The 16503-nt window shown below is 66.0% G+C and carries 17 protein-coding genes and 1 pseudogene; 5 read left to right on the top strand and 13 right to left on the bottom strand.

Translation table 11 applies throughout. The annotated features are described in order from the left end of the window. Positions 1-21: 21 nt before the first annotated feature. Together BKK80_RS30775 and BKK80_RS30770 are read left to right on the top strand one after the other, a co-directional pair. Entirely contained in the window at positions 22-1077 is a 1056-nt protein-coding gene (locus BKK80_RS30775; protein ID WP_071022319.1) for an aromatic ring-hydroxylating dioxygenase subunit alpha, read from the top strand. Further along, the gene (locus tag BKK80_RS30770; protein WP_071072574.1) at positions 1077-2048 is read left to right on the top strand and encodes a PDR/VanB family oxidoreductase; all 972 of its coding nucleotides are present in this window, start codon (positions 1077-1079) and stop codon (positions 2046-2048) included. Before BKK80_RS30775 ends, BKK80_RS30770 begins: the two co-directional genes overlap by 1 nt. A gap of 58 nt (positions 2049-2106) precedes the next feature. Here BKK80_RS30770 and BKK80_RS30765 read toward each other — a convergent pair. Together BKK80_RS30765 and BKK80_RS30760 are read right to left on the bottom strand one after the other, a co-directional pair. Continuing rightward, a pseudogene (locus tag BKK80_RS30765) lies at positions 2107-2648 on the bottom strand (GNAT family N-acetyltransferase). A 146-nt stretch (positions 2649-2794) separates the two neighbouring features. Then, positions 2795-3865, bottom strand: coding sequence for an MBL fold metallo-hydrolase (locus BKK80_RS30760; protein ID WP_071022325.1), 1071 nt, complete (start codon positions 3863-3865; stop codon positions 2795-2797). Between the two features lie 276 nt (positions 3866-4141). On the opposite strand from BKK80_RS30760, the gene BKK80_RS30755 reads away from it, so the two are divergent. Then, a complete protein-coding gene (locus tag BKK80_RS30755) occupies positions 4142-4996 on the top strand; it encodes an isocitrate lyase/PEP mutase family protein (protein WP_071072572.1) in 855 nt (284 codons plus the stop codon). A 79-nt stretch (positions 4997-5075) separates the two neighbouring features. Here BKK80_RS30755 and BKK80_RS30750 read toward each other — a convergent pair whose 3' ends face one another. Next, the gene (locus BKK80_RS30750) at positions 5076-5498 is read right to left on the bottom strand and encodes a YciI family protein (RefSeq protein WP_071018807.1); all 423 of its coding nucleotides are present in this window, start codon (positions 5496-5498) and stop codon (positions 5076-5078) included. Between the two features lie 481 nt (positions 5499-5979). Between BKK80_RS30750 and BKK80_RS30745 the strand changes: the two genes are divergently transcribed. Then, positions 5980-6405 (top strand): organic hydroperoxide resistance protein, encoded by a 426-nt coding sequence (locus tag BKK80_RS30745; protein WP_071072570.1) that lies wholly within the window; start codon positions 5980-5982, stop codon positions 6403-6405. A gap of 96 nt (positions 6406-6501) precedes the next feature. On the opposite strand, the gene BKK80_RS30740 is transcribed toward BKK80_RS30745, so the two are convergent. The 9 genes from BKK80_RS30740 to BKK80_RS30700 form a co-directional block, all read right to left on the bottom strand. Next, a complete protein-coding gene (locus BKK80_RS30740; RefSeq protein ID WP_071038751.1) occupies positions 6502-6795 on the bottom strand; it encodes a hypothetical protein in 294 nt (97 codons plus the stop codon). 214 nt (positions 6796-7009) lie between these two features. Continuing rightward, positions 7010-9052 carry a T6SS phospholipase effector Tle1-like catalytic domain-containing protein gene (locus tag BKK80_RS30735; RefSeq protein ID WP_084545824.1) on the bottom strand — a complete coding sequence of 681 codons (2043 nt, stop codon included), beginning with the start codon at positions 9050-9052 and terminating at the stop codon, positions 7010-7012. Continuing rightward, positions 9049-9540 (bottom strand): DUF3304 domain-containing protein, encoded by a 492-nt coding sequence (locus BKK80_RS30725; protein WP_071072565.1) that lies wholly within the window; start codon positions 9538-9540, stop codon positions 9049-9051. The genes BKK80_RS30735 and BKK80_RS30725 overlap by 4 nt, the downstream gene beginning before the upstream one ends. A gap of 158 nt (positions 9541-9698) precedes the next feature. After that, positions 9699-10352 carry a DUF3304 domain-containing protein gene (locus tag BKK80_RS35955; RefSeq protein WP_084545822.1) on the bottom strand — a complete coding sequence of 218 codons (654 nt, stop codon included), beginning with the start codon at positions 10350-10352 and terminating at the stop codon, positions 9699-9701. Further along, on the bottom strand, positions 10349-10840 hold the full coding sequence (locus tag BKK80_RS30720) for a DUF3304 domain-containing protein (protein WP_071072563.1): 492 nt from the start codon (positions 10838-10840) through the stop codon (positions 10349-10351). The genes BKK80_RS35955 and BKK80_RS30720 overlap by 4 nt, the downstream gene beginning before the upstream one ends. Before the next feature lie 13 nt (positions 10841-10853). Then, positions 10854-11063 (bottom strand): hypothetical protein, encoded by a 210-nt coding sequence (locus BKK80_RS30715; protein ID WP_335582963.1) that lies wholly within the window; start codon positions 11061-11063, stop codon positions 10854-10856. 153 nt (positions 11064-11216) lie between these two features. Then, on the bottom strand, positions 11217-11630 hold the full coding sequence (locus BKK80_RS30710; RefSeq protein WP_071072559.1) for a hypothetical protein: 414 nt from the start codon (positions 11628-11630) through the stop codon (positions 11217-11219). A gap of 33 nt (positions 11631-11663) precedes the next feature. Further along, entirely contained in the window at positions 11664-12485 is an 822-nt protein-coding gene (locus BKK80_RS30705) for a DUF4123 domain-containing protein (RefSeq protein ID WP_071072557.1), read from the bottom strand. A gap of 288 nt (positions 12486-12773) precedes the next feature. Beyond that, positions 12774-15254: a type VI secretion system Vgr family protein gene (locus BKK80_RS30700; RefSeq protein ID WP_071038744.1), complete on the bottom strand. Its 2481-nt coding sequence runs from the start codon at positions 15252-15254 to the stop codon at positions 12774-12776. Between the two features lie 651 nt (positions 15255-15905). On the opposite strand from BKK80_RS30700, the gene BKK80_RS30695 reads away from it, so the two are divergent. Then, positions 15906-16190, top strand: coding sequence for a hypothetical protein (locus tag BKK80_RS30695; protein WP_071018812.1), 285 nt, complete (start codon positions 15906-15908; stop codon positions 16188-16190). A 100-nt stretch (positions 16191-16290) separates the two neighbouring features. On the opposite strand, the gene BKK80_RS30690 is transcribed toward BKK80_RS30695, so the two are convergent. After that, entirely contained in the window at positions 16291-16494 is a 204-nt protein-coding gene (locus BKK80_RS30690) for a cold-shock protein (protein WP_071018814.1), read from the bottom strand. Positions 16495-16503: the final 9 nt, after the last annotated feature.

Genomic DNA, 16503 nt, shown 5'->3' with positions numbered 1-16503 from the left:
CCGCACCTGGGAGAAACGAAGATGTTCATCCGCAATACCTGGTATGTCGCCGGCTGGGACAAGGAAGTCGGCCCGAGCGAGCTCTTCGCGCGCACCATCATCGGCATCCCCGTGCTGATGTACCGTGACGCGCAGGGCAAGGTGGTCGCGCTGGAAGACCGCTGCTGCCATCGCGGCGCCCCGCTCTCGATCGGCCGGCGCGAGGGCGATTGCGTGCGCTGCCTGTATCACGGGCTCAAGTTCGACACGGGCGGGCGCTGCGTGGAGGCGCCGGCGCAGCAGCGCATCCCGCCGCAGGCCAAGGTGCGCACCTTCCCGGTGGTGGAGCGGCACCGCTGGCTGTGGATCTGGATGGGCGATGCCGAGGCCGCCGATCCGTCCCTGATCCCGGATACGCATTGGCTGGACGATCCCGCCTGGCGCAGCCTCGACGGCTATATCCACTATGACGTCAACTACCTGCTGATCGCCGACAACCTGCTCGACTTCTCGCACCTGCCCTTCGTGCATCCCACCACGCTGGGCGGCAGCGAGGACTACGCCAGCGTGCAGCCGCAGGTGGAGCGGCTGGAGGACGGCGTGCGCATCACGCGCTGGACCCTCGGCACCGAGGCGCCGCCGTTTGCCAGGCAGGTGAAGCAGTGGCCGGGCAAGGTCGACCGCTGGAATATCTACAACTTCACGCTGCCCGCCATCCTGGTGATGGATTCGGGCATGGCGCCGGCCGGCACCGGCGCGCCGGAAGGGCACCGCGTGGATGCGGCCGAGTTCCGCGGCTGCCAGGCGCTGACGCCGGAGACCGAGCACTCCACGCACTACTTCTTCGCCCATCCGCACAACTTCGCCATCGACCAGCCGGAGGTGACGCGCTCGATCCACGAGAGCGTGGTGGCCGCCTTCGCCGAGGACCGCGACATCATCACCGCGCAGCAGCGCTCGCTGGCGCTCGAACCGGATTTCAAGATGATCCCGTTCTCCATCGATGCGGCACTGTCGCAGTTCCGCTGGGCGGTGGCGCGCCGCCTCGAAGACGAGGCACGCCAGCGCGCAGCGTCCCCGCAGGCAAAGGTGGCGTGATGGAACTGCTCGTTACCGCGCTGCGGCGGGAGGCCGAGGGGGTGCTGGGCGTGGAGCTGCGCGATCCGGCCGGCGCGCCGCTGCCGGCCTTCGTGCCCGGCGCGCATGTCGATGTGGCCTTTCCCAACGGCTGCACGCGGCAGTATTCGATTGCCAGCAGCGCCGGGGATGGCTCCCGCTACTGGCTCGGGATCGGCCTGGCGCCGGCTTCGCGGGGCGGCTCGCGCTATGCGCACGAGCGCCTGCGTCCGGGCGACCGGCTCCAGGTCGGCGCGCCGCGCGCGCTGTTCCAGCTCGACGCCGATGCGGCGGGGCACCTGTTCATCGCCGGCGGCATCGGCATCACGCCCATCCTGAGCATGATCCGCTGGTGCATCGACCACCAGCGCTCCTGGCGCCTGCTGTACTGCGTGCGCTCGCGCCGCCATGCAGCCTACCTGGAGACGCTCGCGCCCCATGCGGCGCGCTGCCGGCTCCACGCCGACGACGAGCAGGGCGGTCCGGCGGACCTGCACGCCAGCCTGCGCGAGCTGCCCGCCGGCTGGCATGTGTACTGCTGTGGCCCGGGCGCGATGATGGACGCGGTGTCGGCCGGCGCCGGCGCGGCCGGGGTGCCCGCGCCGGCCGTGCACTTCGAGCGCTTCGCGCCGCCGTCCGCGCAGGGCGAAGCCGCCGAGGGCGGCGAGGGGGCGGGCCCGGCGGACGGTGCCTTCGAGGTGGCGCTGGCACGGCAGGGCGGGCGTTTCACGGTGCCGGCCGGGCAGAGCATCCTGTCCGTGCTGGAAGGCCACGGACTATGCCTGCCGTCCTCCTGCCGCGAAGGCCTGTGCCGCAGTTGCGAGGTGCCGCTGCTGGCGGGCCGGGCGGACCATCGGGACTATGTGCTGAGCGAGGCGGAACGGGAAGCGAACCGCTCGATCCTGATCTGCGTGTCGCGGGCGGCGGGCGGGGAGCTGGTGCTGGACTTGTAGGCGGGGAGGGACCCGGCGCGATCGCCTGGCGGCATGCGTGGGCCCGCGGGTCCACGGGTCAAGCCGGGTCAGTGGCCAGCCGCGAGTAGATGGAGAAGTCCCCGGGCCGGCCCCGCACCATCCGATAGGACCGCAGCAAGCCCTCGCAGCGGTAGCCGCAGGCGGTGAGCACGCGCGCCGAGCGGGCATTGCTGCGCAAGACTACCGCCTGCACGCGCTGGAAGCCGTAGTGGGAAAGGACCACGCGGTGACCGAGGCGCAGACGGCGCGGGCGATGCCTCGGCCCCAGTACGCAGGCGACAGGTCATAGGCGATCTCCGCCGTGCGGTTGGCCGTCGACACCGTATGGAAGCCGATGGTGCCGATCACCCCGGCCGTCGCTTGGTCGACGATGGCCATGCGGCGGATCGAGTCCGGTGCGGCGGAGGCGAAGCCCTCGAACTGCGGCGCCAGGTCCGCCGCGGCGTGCAGGTTCCAGCTGGTGTGCTCATAGACCTCGGGCAGGCTCAGGTAGGCATGCCACGCGGCCATGTCGATGGGCTCGAGCTGGCGCAGCAGGATGCCCGGGAGGCCGGAAGAGGGCGGATGGTCGATTCTCACCGTCAAGTGGGATAAGTCCAGGTGAGGGCATTGTAGCGAGGCGCCCCGGCGCTTCGGCAGCCGGCGCGTCATCCGTTCGCCGGGCGGCTTGGCCGGACGGGCCGCGCGAGCGGCCTTGCCATCGCCGCCGGGGTGACAGCCGCCGCCTACACGCCTGCGTTCTCCACCACCCGTCCCTCGGCCCGCCAGCGCAGCATGCCGCCGGCGAGATTGGCCACCGACTCGAAGCCTGCCTGCCGCAGGATCACGGTGGCCTGGGCCGAGCGGCCGCCCGCGCGGCAGACGGTGACGACCGGACGCTCCGGCGCGATCTCGCCGCTGCGCGCGGCAAGGTCGCCGAGCGGGATCAGGCGGGCGTGGGGGATGCGCCCCAGCGGGCCGTCGAATTCGGCGGGTTCGCGCACATCGATGATCTGTGGCGCTTCCAGGTGTTCCTCCAGCCATTGCGGCTGGAGCTCCCAGATGCCGGCGAAGGTATAGCTGAGCGGCGCCCAGACCGGCTCGGCCTGCTGGGACGGAGCGCTGGCGGCGGCGCCGCACTGCAGGTTGGCCGGCACCGCGATGTCGATCTGGCGGGGATGGGGCAGGCGCAGGTTGCTGACATAGCCGACGAAGTCGCTCTCGCACAGTTCGCCGCCCAGGCGCGGGTTGAAGCGCCGTTCTTCGCCGACGCTGGTGACGGTGAGGCCGCGGTAGTCGTGCGCCGGGTACAGCAGGCAGGCGTCGGGAAGCGTGAAGAGCTTGTCCTGCACCGCGTGGAACAGGGCGTTGGCGTTGCCCTGCTGGAAGTCGGTGCGGCCGGTGCCGCGGATCAGCAGGCAGTCGCCGGTGAAGGCCATGCTCTCGTCGTCGAGCACCAGGCTGATGCAGCCGTTGGTATGCCCGGGCGTGGCGCGCACCAGCAGGTGGCGCGGGCCGAAGGCGACGGTGTCGCCGTCCTGCAGGTAGCGGTCGGCGCCTTCGGCGCCGCTGGCCGCGGAGATGGCGATGCGGCTGCCGGCATGCTGCTTGAGCAGCCAGGCGCCGGTCACATGGTCGGCATGCACGTGGGTGTCGACCGTCCACTGCAGGCGCAGGCCCAGTTCGGCGATCAAGGCCAGGTCGCGGCGGGCCTGCTCGAAGACGGGATCGATCAGCACCGCCTCGCCGCTGGCGCTGTCGCCGAGCAGGTAGGTATAGGTGGAGGAGGTCTGGTCGAAGAGTTGGCGGAAGATCAGCATGGCGGGGGTCCTGAGGGGCAGGCCGCGTGGTGGAGGGGCCTGCGGCCGGATCCTGGGGTGGTCCGGGCGTTGCTTGCATTCTAGTCCACCAGTTGCCGGTGGCGGGAACGGCAGCGGCCGGCCATGCCGGGACAGGGTGCGCCGATGGCGGCTTCGCGCTACAGTGCCGGCCACGCCACGCCACGCCACGCCACGCCACGCCACGCCACGCCACGCCACGCCACGCCCGGCCATGTGCCACGGGCAGACGTCATCCACTCACCAGGACCTTTCATGACTCTGAAGCAACGACTGCAACGCCCCGACATCGTCACCGCCCCCGGTGTCTATGACGCCTTGTCGGCGCTGCTGGTCGAGCAGGCCGGCTTCGAGGCCGCCTACCTGTCCGGCGCCAGCATCGCCTACACGCGCCTCGGGCGGCCCGATATCGGCCTGCTCTCGCTCGACGACGTGGCCTCGGTCATGCGCCATATCCGCGAGCGCGTGGCCCTGCCCCTGATCGTCGATGCCGATACCGGCTTCGGCAATGCGCTCAACGTGATGCAGACCGTGCGCGTGCTGGAGCGTGCCGGCGCCTCGGCCATCCAGCTGGAAGACCAGGCCATGCCCAAGCGCTGCGGGCACCTCGACGGCAAGACGCTGATCCCGGCGGCGGAAATGGCCGGCAAGATCCGCGCCGCCTGCGATGCGCGCCGCGATGCCGACACGCTGATCGTGGCGCGCACCGACGCGGTCGCGGTGGAAGGCATGGAGGCGGCGTTGGCGCGTGCCGAGCGCTATGCGGAAGCCGGCGCCGACGTGTTGTTCGTGGAAGCGCTGCGCAGCCGCGCAGACATGAGCGCGGCCATCGCCCGCCTGGGCGGCCGCGCGCCGCTGCTGGCCAATATGGTCGAAGGCGGCAAGACGCCGGTGCTGTCCGCGGCCGAGCTGCAGGCGATCGGCTTCCGCCTGGCGATCTTCCCCGGTGGCACGGTGCGCGCGTTGAGCTTCGCGCTGCGCGACTACCTGCAGAGCCTTGGCGCGCACGGTACCACCACGCCTTACCTGGACAAGATGCTGTCCTTCGCGGCGCTCAACGATGTCATCGGCACGCCAGGGATGCTGGCGCTGGGCAAGCAGTACGAATGAAGGGCGGCGCGGTCCGGCCGGGTGAGCCGACCGGGCCGCGCTGCGGAAGCAGGGTAGGGCGCGCGCGCCGCCGCCGCGCTTATCGACCCGGGGTCTGGGCGCGCAGCCGCGCTTCCTGCTCGCGCAGTTCCGGCGTCATGGCATCGCCGAAGTCCTCCATGCCGAACAGCGGGCGGATCTCGATCTCCGATTCGCTTTCCATCGGGTTGGGGCAGCGCTTGACCCACTCCACCGCTTCCTCCATCGACTTGACCTGCCACAGCCAGAAGCCGGCAATCAGTTCCTTGGTCTCGGCGAAGGGGCCGTCGATCACCGTGCGCTCCTTGCCCGAGAAGCGCACCCGCTTGCCGCGCACGCTGGGCTGCAGGCCCTCGCCGGCCTGCATGATGCCGGCCTTGACCAGTTCCTCATTGAACTTGCCCATGGCCTCCAGCAGCTCCGTGCTGGGCATCTCGCCGGCTTCCGATTCGGCGCTTGCCTTCACTATCACCATGACTCGCATTGTTCTCTCCTGTTGGGATCGGGGACATAGGGGGAGCCTGCCCTCCTTCGGCGGTTCTCGCGTGGCGGGCGGCTCTGATGGTACGACGAAGGAGGCAGGCGGAAATCGACAAGGACAGATGAAAATCGTTGGCTGGCGCGAAGAAGTGTTGATCGGGGCGCTACGTGAGCGACGCCTGCCGCAGGGAGTGACGCATCGGACGCATGATCCGGTTGCCTCCATTGGTGAAAAGTAGCTTGCAATTAAATCGTGCGCGATCTATATTCCTCTCCATGGCGAGCGCGACGGCGCAGGGATCCGAGGGGATCCCGAGCGGCAGCGGATCGCCTTTGCTGATTTTGCTGATGGCTTGTGCGGAATTGGGGGCTGGAGTCTTTCCCTGGTGTCGCTGCAGCAAATAAGTAGTGTGCGATTTAATCGTATGAAAATTCCGGCGGAAGCCTGTCGGCCCGCCCATCACAACCCAAGCAGGAGTCCTGTCATGTCGATCGAAAAAGTCCTCTACCGCGCCGAAGCCACCGCCACCGGAGGCCGCGACGGCCGCGCCGTCTCGTCCGACGGCGCGTTGGAAGTCAAGCTGTCCACGCCGCGCGAACTCGGCGGCGCCGGTGGTGATGGCACCAACCCCGAGCAACTGTTCGCGGCCGGCTATTCGGCCTGTTTCCTCGGCGCGCTGAAATTCGTCGCCGCGCGCGACAAGGTGGCGCTGCCCAAGGATGTCGCGATCACCGGCAACGTCGGCATCGGCGCGATCCCGACCGGCTTCGGCATCGAGGTCGACCTGCGCATCGCGCTGCCGGGCCTGGAGCTCGACCTCGCCCAGGCGCTGGTGGACAAGGCGCACACCGTGTGCCCGTACTCCAACGCCACGCGCGGCAATATCGACGTGCGCCTGACCGTGCTGTAAGACCTGCGCGAATGGTGCCAGGGCGTCGGGTCGAGCCCTGGCCGGCGGAGCGTCGCCAGCGCGGCCGGCCATGCCGGCCGCTTTGCTGTGTTCTTGCTAGCCGATGCCGGCGGTCTGCGGCGCGTGCCGCAGCGCCATCTCGCTGAATACCAGGGTTTGGTGCGCCAGCTCGGCCGCGAGCGACAGCGCGCTGTGCTGCGCGCAGTCATCGCCGGCGTCGGGGCCGCCATCGCCCGGCGCCTGCTCGCACAGCAGGCGCAGCAGCGCATGCAGTTGGGCGGCCTTCTGCTCGGCCACGCTCAGCGGGGTTTCCAGCGGGAAGCGCGTGGTCAGGTAGAGGTCGGGGCCGCTGCGTTCGGCGGCCAGGGTCTGGCGGGTGGGTTCGGGCATGGGCGTCCTCCAGGGCGATTGCAAGATCCGGCCGCGTGCTCGCGGCCGTCTACGTGGTCGGGACGCCAATCCCGGTTGCCGTGGTTGCGGCAACACAGTGAGCGTATCGCGGACTGATGGGCCGCGATGTTTCGGATCGAAACGTTTGCAGAGGTGGAGGGGCTGGCCATGCTGCGCGCTGCGCCTCCTGCTCCATGCGCATCAGCCGGATGCGTCACGGATGCACTTCCCCCTGGCGCGGGTCCATGTCTCGTGTTTCGTTATCGGCATCGCCCGCTTTCGGCATGTACACCCAGCGTTGCCGGAAATACCCGCCGCCTTCGCGCCGGCTGTTGGTCACCAGCCGAATGACCGCGACCCGCATCGCCGGGGCATCGTCGTCCCGCATGAGCGGATAGTCCAGTTCGTACTGGTCGCCGTCTTTGGGCAATGCGGCACCGTTGCGGAGGGACGCGATACGGGCATCCGCATAATGCCGGTTCTGCTCATAAAGGCGTTGCCAGAACGGGTTCAAGCGCTTTCCGCCGGCCTTTGCCTTGCACATGTCCTCGAAGTCCTGCTCCTTGTCATACCGGGTTACGGCCCCCGCGAGATAGAAGCCGGCCAGCGAATCGTGCACATAGTGCTCGAACAGGACAGCCTCCGTCCAATGGGGACGCTGGTGGTTTTCCAGGGGGGCGGCGAAGATGTCTTTCGCCCAATGCTCCCACGGCGTCAGCGGGATCCCGTTGTCCGCGTACAGGACCTGCATCTGGCTCGCCCCGGCGCGCTCGGCCGGGGACAGGAGCACGTTACGGTTACCGTAGATATGCGCGTTGTCGTCGGCGCGCGAATGCATCACCCGCAGGTCCCATTGCAGATTCTCATTCGATTCCTCCAGATCCTGCTTGTCCTGCGCCGTGGCCGCGTGCTGCGAAATCGATCCCTGTGGCGTGTGCAGCATCCGCGAGCGCCAGCGGTAATAGAGCCGCATGTGCTTGAGGTAGACCTTGCGGAAATCGGTTACCCCATCCGCACGCAGGCGCTGCATGTAGAGGTTGAAGGCCGAGAACACGCCGGGGTCAACCTCGAAGTCTCGGCGCACCCGCTCCTCCATGTTTTCCAGGCGCACAAACGGCACACCATAGACCAGTGCCGCCCGATACATGTGAACCAGTGGAATCTGCGACAGCAGCGCTGCGTGCCCGCCACGCGAGCGTCCCTGGTTGCCGGGCGCGTAGCCGCCGCCGACATCCGAATGCACGCCGGGAAAGAGCCATTCCTCGACGTTGCCGCCCACCACGCGGGTCAGGGGGAAATTCATGCGGTTCTCGTGCGCGGCCATCAGGTGCACCGTCTTCGTGACGAGGGCGGGCAGGGGCAGCAGGATTTCCGCTGCCCAACTGCAATGGCCGCTGAACATCCAGAGGGCGAACTGCTCGTGCAAAGACGCCGACGCGCCCACCGAAGCCACCGAGTCGAACAGGCCCAGGAACCGGATTTCCGTATCGATGGCGCCCAGGAACTTGCCATCCTGCAGTGTATCCCGATACCAGTAGCAGAAGGCACGGGCCTCGACCGCGCCGCGCGAGAAGCCGAACACCGAGAGCGTCACCTTGGGCACGCTCGGGGTCTGCTTGGCCAGCAGGCGCTCGCGCAGCTTCTGCGACAGCCGGTCCGACAACGGCTTGAACCACTCATGGCGCTTCAGTGGGGCAGACGCTGGATCGGGGCGTTTCCCTTGATCGACCTTGGCTTCGTAGTCCTGGATGAGGGCGGCCATTTCCTCTCTTCGGAGCATCGGTTGATCGTCAAATACTGTGCGATGCACGGCGTTATAGACTTGCAAGACCGCCCAGAGGATGCGAGCTTGTCCGCCCTTGGCGAACGCTTTGCCTTCTGTCGTTTCCTGATGCTCGCCGATCTCCTTGAACGGTGTGCCGACGCCTGGAATGTAGTAGCGGTAATACTGATTGCTGAATCCTTTCCGATTGTCGGGGGCATCTGGATAGGCGTGATATAACCGAACGATATTGCTGTGACAGCGTTCCGCAGGTGTTGTTCTTTCGTAGTCCCGTTGCAAGTTGTTGTTCGTGCCATCGAAGAACAGCCCGATGTTGACAGCGTGATGGCAGTTCGGCTCGGCGCCTTTCCGGAAATACATTGCTTCCGGGAAGGTATCGATCAGGTGATCTTCTTCCTCAAGCGTCAGCTTGCAATAGTTAGCCGCGGGTGCGTATTGCGTGGTAATGCTTGGGCTCTGAACGGATTTACTCATTGACGCTTGTCTCCCGTCGGATCGTATGGGCGGGTGGGATATGGAATCGGATGCAGCGTGCTTCTTGGGCCGGGGTTCGACACGACGACACGAATCTCGTCGTTGGGGAAGAAGTGCACATATACGTCGCCTGGCTCCGTGTAGGGCTCGACCGGCACGCCTTTCTTGGTCTTCCAGTTGTCATCCTTCCCGTCATTGATCAACAGGTCATACTGGATATCGACCGTCAATCCCGGCCGCCAGACACGAGGCAGTCGCACACAGCACACGCCCGCATTTCCGCCACCGTACTTGCTTGCATTGCCGCCGAATTGACCGTTCACGGAGAACTCATACAGGTATTGCCCCGTGTGGTTGACGCCACCGAGGGAGGCATTGATATAGCGCTTGTCATCGTCGCGCGTAGACAGGCCGCCGCTGTTACTGGCGCAGGCGGCCAGCAAGGTGGAGACGAGGCATACCGCGATCAAATTGCGTAGCCGTAGCATGGGGGATTCCTTTTCAGTAGGAGAGCATGGATGTGGACCCGGCGAGAATCTCGCGCCTCGCTCGCCCGGCGCTGGTGAGCCAACCGAGGCTGCCGCAGGAGCGGCGCGTCCCCGCGCTTGAGTGCCCTGACTCTTGAGCGCCTGGCTGCGGGGTTGGCTCATTGAGCGTTGCCTCCGCGCTTCCCATTTGGGTTGACAGGATATGGGATGGGGTGGCCCTCTCCATCAGGGTCCCAATTCGACACTACGACGCGAATCTCATCATTGGGGAAGAAGTGCACATACACATCGCCGGGCTTGGTGTAGGGCTCGACCGGGACCCCTTTCTTGGTCTTCCAGTTGTGCTTACTTCCGTTATCCAGTGTCAGGTCGTATTCAATATCGACCGTCAGATCTGGTCGCCAAACACGGGGGAGACGCACACAGCAAGTACCAGCATTACGCCAGGCGTATTCGTTCGCACTTGCTCCAAATGCGCCATTGACGGTGAATCCATATAGAAATTGATCTGTATGATTGACTGGCCCAACGGACGCATTGATATAGCGCTTGTCGTCATCGCGCGTAGACAGGCCGCCGCTGTTACTGGCGCAGGCAGCCAGCAAGGTGGAGACGAGGCATACCGCGATCAAATTGCGTAGCCGTAGCATGGGGGATTCCTTTTCAGTAAGAGAGCGTGGATGTGGACCGGCGAGAATCTCGCGCCTCGTTCGCCCGGCGCTGGTGAGCCAACCGAGGCTGCCGCAGGAGCGGCGCGTCCCCGGCGCTTGAGTGCCCTGATTCTTGAGCGCCTGGCTGCCGGGTTGGCTCATTGGCTCCTCCCTCCGCGTTTCTTGTTCGGATTCACCGGAAAGGGAATGGGGTGCTCTGCCGCATTGGGGGCCCAATTCGTCACGACTACCCGGATTTGGTCGTCTGGAAAGAAGTGCACATAAACGCTGCCGGGCTCCGTGTAGGGCTCGACCGGGACCCCTTTCTTGGTCTTCCAGTTGTCATCCTTCCCGTCATTGATCAACAGGTCGTACTGGATATCGACCGTCAGACCCGGCCGCCAGACTCGCGGCAAGCGGACGCAGCATGTACTCGCGATGTCCGCGCCGTATGCCCTGGCATTCGCGCCAAATTGGCCATTGACGGTGAAGCCATAGAGAAATTGACTGGTATGGTTGACCGGTCCGATGGAGGCGTTGATATAGGCCTTGTCGGCATCGCGCGTAGACAGGCCGCCGCTGTTACTGGCGCAGGCGGCCAGCAAGGTGGAGACGAGGCATACCGCAATCAGATGGTGTAGCCGTGGCATGGGTGAGTCCTTGTCAGTGAACGCGCAGGGGATGGCGATAGACGCGGCGAGAATCGCGTTCCTCATTCAGCCGATACGTGCGAACCAGTGGAATCTGCGACAGCAGCGCTGCGTGCCCGCCACGCGAGCGTCCCTGGTTGCCGGGCGCGTAGCCGCCGCCGACATCCGAATGCACGCCGGGAAAGAGCCATTCCTCGACGTTGCCGCCCACCACGCGGGGCAAGGGGGGAATTCATGCGGCTCTCCTATGCGGCCGTCCGGGGCACCGTTCTCGTGACGAGCGCTTCCCGGGGCGTGAGGATCCTCGCTGGATGGGCCGTTCACGCGGACGTCATGCGGGCTTGGTTGCGCTTGCCTGACGTGGGCATGGGAATGCCTATCGGGCGCGCCCCTGACAGAACTGAACCGTCATGAGCGCTGCGATCTCCTGTGTCACCTGCTGCGCGCTGTCGGGGTGATAGAGCGCGGAGAAATCCGGGGAATAGACGTGGCTCACGATATTCCTGGTCATCGCGGCGACTTGGGGCGGCGTCGGCATCGTGCTTTGCTTCTCCTCGATTCGCCTATGCGCGGTGTCCAGGGTTTCCCGGTCTTGAAAGCGGCTATTGATGGCTTCTTTGAGTACGAAATCAATGCTGCGGAAGCAAGCCCTGCTCTCGTCGCCAGGATCCGCGGCGAAAGGCGGTGTCGCTGGCCGGTCGTTGTCTCGCTCAGTCGGCGCGGCGCCCGCGCAGGTCGATGCCAGGGTAAGCGCTAAGGCGGAAAGAAGCAGCTTGCAGCGTTTTCGCATAAGACAGTCTCCTCGAAAGATGTTGGCTCGCATTCAGCGTGGCAGCCGTTTGAGCAGATCGGACAGGATGCCTTCCTTGTGGCGCGCGCATAGCAGTGCTTGCTGCACGGCGGGGTCTTGCTCGCAGTCGCCCGCAAAGCGCACCGCGAAGCGGGCGTAGAGAAAGCGCTGTTGATCGTCATCGATGCCGATCCGGTCCAGCGTGGCCAATGCCCGATGCACGGTGTCGTATTGTTCGATGGGGCTGCGCGCCAACTGGGCGTGGTAGGGGTTTTCGGCCATCCTGGCCAGGTGCTGGTCCGGCTCTCCGACGTCGAACAGTTGGATCAGTTGCCGTTCGGTCACCCGGAAGTCCTCGACAGGTTCGTCTGGCCGGGCGGGCTCGGCATCGGGCGCGCCGTCGAAGGATTGGGCCTGCCCGTGCCGGTTGACGATGATCCAGGCGCCAATTCCCGCGAAGGCGTGCGCTTGCTGCTCCGCGTTCAGCCATCCGGGCGCGGGAGGCCAGACACGGGTATCGGCAAAGCGCAACAGCCAGCGCTTGCCGCTGCCGTCCGTGATGCCGGCCGTGCGCATCAGTTGGGCCTGTACGACGGGAGCCGGATGGCGGCTTACCAGCACGCCCAATGCCGGCAGGCCGCTGCAACGGGACACGAGTGTCGCCGTGTGTTGCGCGAGTTGGTTCAGGTCATGCGGCAATTCCAGCAGATGAGGTGCCCAGTCGCGGCCGCTGTCATAGCCGGGGGAGCCGGCGTAGACGGAGAGCGGCGCCGGCCAGCCGTGTTGCCGGCACAGGTCCGGCAGCTCCCTGACGAGCAGGCAATCGACCAGCGCATACAGGCGCGATGCCGGCATTGCCTCGGCGCATTGCCGCAAGATGCCTACCAATTCGCCAGGAAGTTGTGGCGATGATTCTGCTACAGCAAAGTACACGAGGGCTCCAATCCGTTTTCAGAAGGGGGGGCTTCGCGCTCATCGGTGGCGCGCCCATCGCCGCTACGGCGCTGCGAGCTTGGGCGGCCTGGGCGGCGCAGGCCATGCATGGCACCGGCGCGGGTGGCGATGCGGCGCAGCCAAGCCACAGAAGCCACGGCGCGAGTGGCCGCCAGCCTCTCAAGCGGGCTGTCCGCCTGGGGCCGCGCTTCATCCGGCGCGGCTCGCCTGGCTCAGCGCTGCTCCTTGTCTTGCCGCCAGCGTCATGCATTCCAGGCAGATGCCGTTGGGCATCATCTGCCGGGGAGGTGGCAAGGACTTCGGCCCGGGCATGGCGTGGCTGGCCGCGTGTGCTGCCCAACTGCCGGTGGTGCCGTGTTCAATGCCGTTCGCATTGAGCCGCAGATAGCTGCTGCCGGCATTGACCACCACCTCCTTGGCTGCCGCAATCTCGATGCTGTCCATGGCGCTGATCACGCGCAGTACCTTCTGCGCGATGATCTCGATGTCGTCGGTCTGCGCCTGGATCTCGATCTTGCCCTTGGCGGCAAACAGGCGCAGTCCGGCCTTGCGCGCAAACAGCACGATTCGGTGCAGGGCGCTGGCTACCAGGCTCTTGCCCGTTGCCAGGGACAGGTGTCCGCCCGTCGTCATCGCCGTATGGCAGTTGCTGTGCAGATGGATCTCCTGCCCGGCTGTCACCGCGATGCCTGCGGGACTCGCCGCCACGAGATGCGGCGCCGAGAATTCCCCCTGCTCGCCGTGGCCTTTCAGCGTGCTGAGTTGGGATTGCAGCGCGCGGGCGACGTCCAGCTGCTCGGACTGCTGCGCGTGCAAGTGGTCCGCGGCGTCGCCCAGTTCGTGGTGGATTTCATGCGCGCGTGCCAGCCGCTGTGTCGTCTCGGAAACGTCCTTGTGATGGTTGGCGGCATGCGCGCGCATTTCCGTGGTCAACAGCAGGCCCGAGCCGGCACGCATGACACCCCAGGCATCCGTGCGCAGCTCGTACCCTTCGCCGCGCTGGTCGCGCCGTCCCGCATGGCCGGGGACGCGCACGATGTAGCCCATGCTGAGCATCGTGGCCTGATGGTCGCTGCCGAGCTGTGTCTGAATCTGGCCCTGGGTGTCGTCTTGCAGGAAGGTGTTGTGGCGTTCGCCGAACAACTCCTTGCTGCGAAAGCCCGACAGCGCGTGCTGGTCCGGCAGGTTCCACGGCGACCGGTTGACGTGGTTCACCACGCGGCCGGTGATGATGGGGCAGTCCGGATCGCCCGACTGGAAGTTGACAATCACCTCCTGGCCGATGCGCGGCAGGTGGCTTGCGCCGAACTGGTTGCCCTGCCAGGCCTGCGCGGTACGCACCCAGCACGAGCTGTTGGCGTTGCGCTGCCCGACGCGGTCCCAATGGAACTGCACCCTGACCCGTCCGAACTCGTCTACCCAGATCTCCTGATTCTCGGGGCCGACGACCAGGGCCGTCTGCGGCCCGTGCGTATGCGGTTTGGATCGCGTACGGTCGGGGCGGAAAATCTCGGCAGTCGATTGCGCGTCGAATTGCACTTCACAGCGCCACGATTGTCCCTGCCCGGAGACTTCGCCCACGTCCTCGAGCGTCAACTGCGTCGCGAATACCAGATACTCACGATTGGCGGCGGTCTGCGCAAAGCCTTTGAGGGCAAAGGTCGTGCCTGGCACGACGGCACGGACATTACCGGTCCCGGACACGCGGCTGCCGTGCTGCCGGATGGCTTCCATGCGGATGCGGGCGAGCATATCGCCCTCCTTCCATGGGTCGTTACCGGTGGCCGGTTGCGCGTGGCCGCCGCGATACGCGTAGATCTCGCTGTCGGCATGGGCCGTGTCGCGCGGGTCGTGGCACGCCACATGCAGGTCGGCGCGGGGCTTTACGAAGTCATAGTCGGTGCTTGCCCATCTGCCCGAGACCAGTCGGTCGCGCACATGAAACGCATACAGATGTTCGGCATCCGCGCGGTCGGAAGACTGGCGCCATTCGAGTGTGTGATAGGCCGGGCTGGCGACGCGGCGGAACGCCCCGTTGCCGTCGGACAGGACCAGACGATGGCGGCCGCTGGAGTGCTCGAAGAAGAAGCTGATCCCCCATTCTTCGGTCAGGCGCTGGAAGAACGCATAGTCGGTCTCGCCGTACTGGACCTGATATTCCCGCTTGGGGTAACGGGCCACGTCCAGCCGCTTTTCGACCGGAAAGGAATAGTCGGCCAGCAGCTCGTCAAGGATTTCGACCACCGTTTTTTGCTGGAATATCTTGTAGTCCGTGGTGAGCGATGCCAGAAAGAGCCAGGGACGCAGCGTCAGCCGATACAAGAAATGTCGTCCCTCGGGAATCGGCCCGGTGATCTCGGTGACAATTCCTGTAATCTCCCGCTCGCCCGCGCCGAAACCGCCGCTCGGGCCCGTGCCGCTGCCGTCGAGTTCGATCTCCAGCGTCAGTTCCTGGCCCTGCATCTGCGGCAGGTCCAGGTTTGCCTCCGGTCCCCCGAGTCCCCAGCGTTCATCAGGCGTCTTCAGATCCACCGTATAGGTGAACAGGTCGTTGATGCCTTCGGAGCCCTGTACGCGGGCAACGGTCAATGCTACTTGGGCGAGAATTTCCGGCAAGCCGTCGCCGCGGAGTTTGACAGTGCGGGAGGAAGAAGGCGGAGGCATACCCATGAGTCAGACTCCAGGGAAGGAAAGCGCAGCGATCGGAAAGGGGGGATGGGAAACCTGGCGCAGGGCGGCGCCGCGCGAACGCGCGAGCGGCGGTCGCTACCCATGCGGCGGTGCTCCACCGTGCGTAAGCCGGGCCGGCGTCAACCAGAGATGGCGCCCAGGCAACTTAGATGCTGGTGCAGCAAGAGAGGGATTTCCACAGGACGATTCCCAAAATCACCGAAATTTGGCGGCAATTTGCGGCAATCGATGGTCATTCCCCGATCCTTCCAAACGAAGGATGGAGGTTTTCCTGAGCTGAGTAGCGGTCGCTGGCGCAAGACGCTGCAACTGGCCTGGATGGGTCGATGCGCGGGCATCGGGCCAAGGCAATGGGTGGTGCCTGCATCGGCTAGGCTGGCGCCAGCGGGCAGCGGGCCACAGTGGCGCGGCGTGCGCCAATGGATGCCAGCGAAGGGCTTGCGCGGTCGAACCGAGCCAGCGCGATACCGCAGCCGGTGCGGTTGACTCAGCCACGCGGTTCGCCGTCGGTCGTTCGCGAGTGCCGGCGTTCAGCCGCCAGGGGGGGCGGTGCCGGCGATCGCCAAATATTCCCGCTGAACGTGGGGAATGCGCGTACAGTGGGGGGCATACCATCAACCGGAGAAGGCTGTGGATGCCTACCCGAGCGCCAACTACAAGGGCTTCGATCTCTACCCGCTGGTTTACCCATACGAGCCGCCGCGGGAATGGCATGAGCCCCGGCCCGACCGCGCGTACAACGCCTCGGTCGTGATCTGCCGCGAAGGCAGTCCGCCGAATGCCGAGCATGGCAGGGTCTTCGCGCTGCCGGTCGCGCAGTGGGAGAGCCTGGGTGCCGCGAAGCGTGCCGCCGTCAAGACCGGTGAGGAAATCATCGACGGCCTGGTGGAGGGCATGAGCACGGCCGGTCTTTGAGCCGGGCCCGTTGACCGTCTCGCGGCGGGCTCCAACCGGGATCCCGGCGGGCACAAAAAAAGCCCCGCATTGCGGGGCTTTTCTGCCTGGGAGGCGAGACTCAGATCGCTTCGATCTTGGTCGCTGCCGGGCCCTTCTGGCCTACGCCGGCCACGTAGCGGACCTTCTGGCCTTCCTGGAGCGACTTGAAGCCGCTGCCTTGGATTTCCGAGAAGTGCGCGAACAGGTCGTTGCCACCTGCGTCGGGCGTGATGAAGCCGAAGCCCTTGGAGTCATTGAACCACTTGACGGTACCGGTTTCCATGTTTGGATT

The sequence above is a fragment of the Cupriavidus malaysiensis genome (assembly GCF_001854325.1).
Taxonomy (GTDB): Bacteria; Pseudomonadota; Gammaproteobacteria; order Burkholderiales; family Burkholderiaceae; genus Cupriavidus; species Cupriavidus malaysiensis.
This window is presented reverse-complemented; position numbering and strand designations above follow the sequence as displayed.

Excerpts from the sequence above, each read along its gene's own strand:
- BKK80_RS30775 (WP_071022319.1), top strand. The coding sequence starts at position 22 with ATGTTCATCCGCAATACCTGGTATGTCGCCGGCTGGGACAAGGAAGTC.
- BKK80_RS30770 (WP_071072574.1), top strand. The coding sequence starts at position 1,077 with ATGGAACTGCTCGTTACCGCGCTGCGGCGGGAGGCCGAGGGGGTGCTG.
- BKK80_RS30755 (WP_071072572.1), top strand. The coding sequence starts at position 4,142 with ATGACTCTGAAGCAACGACTGCAACGCCCCGACATCGTCACCGCCCCC.
- BKK80_RS30750 (WP_071018807.1), bottom strand. The coding sequence starts at position 5,498 with ATGCGAGTCATGGTGATAGTGAAGGCAAGCGCCGAATCGGAAGCCGGC.
- BKK80_RS30745 (WP_071072570.1), top strand. The coding sequence starts at position 5,980 with ATGTCGATCGAAAAAGTCCTCTACCGCGCCGAAGCCACCGCCACCGGA.
- BKK80_RS30740 (WP_071038751.1), bottom strand. The coding sequence starts at position 6,795 with ATGCCCGAACCCACCCGCCAGACCCTGGCCGCCGAACGCAGCGGCCCC.
- BKK80_RS30735 (WP_084545824.1), bottom strand. The coding sequence starts at position 9,052 with ATGAGTAAATCCGTTCAGAGCCCAAGCATTACCACGCAATACGCACCC.
- BKK80_RS30725 (WP_071072565.1), bottom strand. The coding sequence starts at position 9,540 with ATGCTACGGCTACGCAATTTGATCGCGGTATGCCTCGTCTCCACCTTG.
- BKK80_RS35955 (WP_084545822.1), bottom strand. The coding sequence starts at position 10,352 with ATGAGCCAACCCGGCAGCCAGGCGCTCAAGAATCAGGGCACTCAAGCG.
- BKK80_RS30720 (WP_071072563.1), bottom strand. The coding sequence starts at position 10,840 with ATGCCACGGCTACACCATCTGATTGCGGTATGCCTCGTCTCCACCTTG.
- BKK80_RS30710 (WP_071072559.1), bottom strand. The coding sequence starts at position 11,630 with ATGCGAAAACGCTGCAAGCTGCTTCTTTCCGCCTTAGCGCTTACCCTG.
- BKK80_RS30705 (WP_071072557.1), bottom strand. The coding sequence starts at position 12,485 with ATGCCGGCATCGCGCCTGTATGCGCTGGTCGATTGCCTGCTCGTCAGG.
- BKK80_RS30700 (WP_071038744.1), bottom strand. The coding sequence starts at position 15,254 with ATGGGTATGCCTCCGCCTTCTTCCTCCCGCACTGTCAAACTCCGCGGC.
- BKK80_RS30690 (WP_071018814.1), bottom strand. The coding sequence starts at position 16,494 with ATGGAAACCGGTACCGTCAAGTGGTTCAATGACTCCAAGGGCTTCGGC.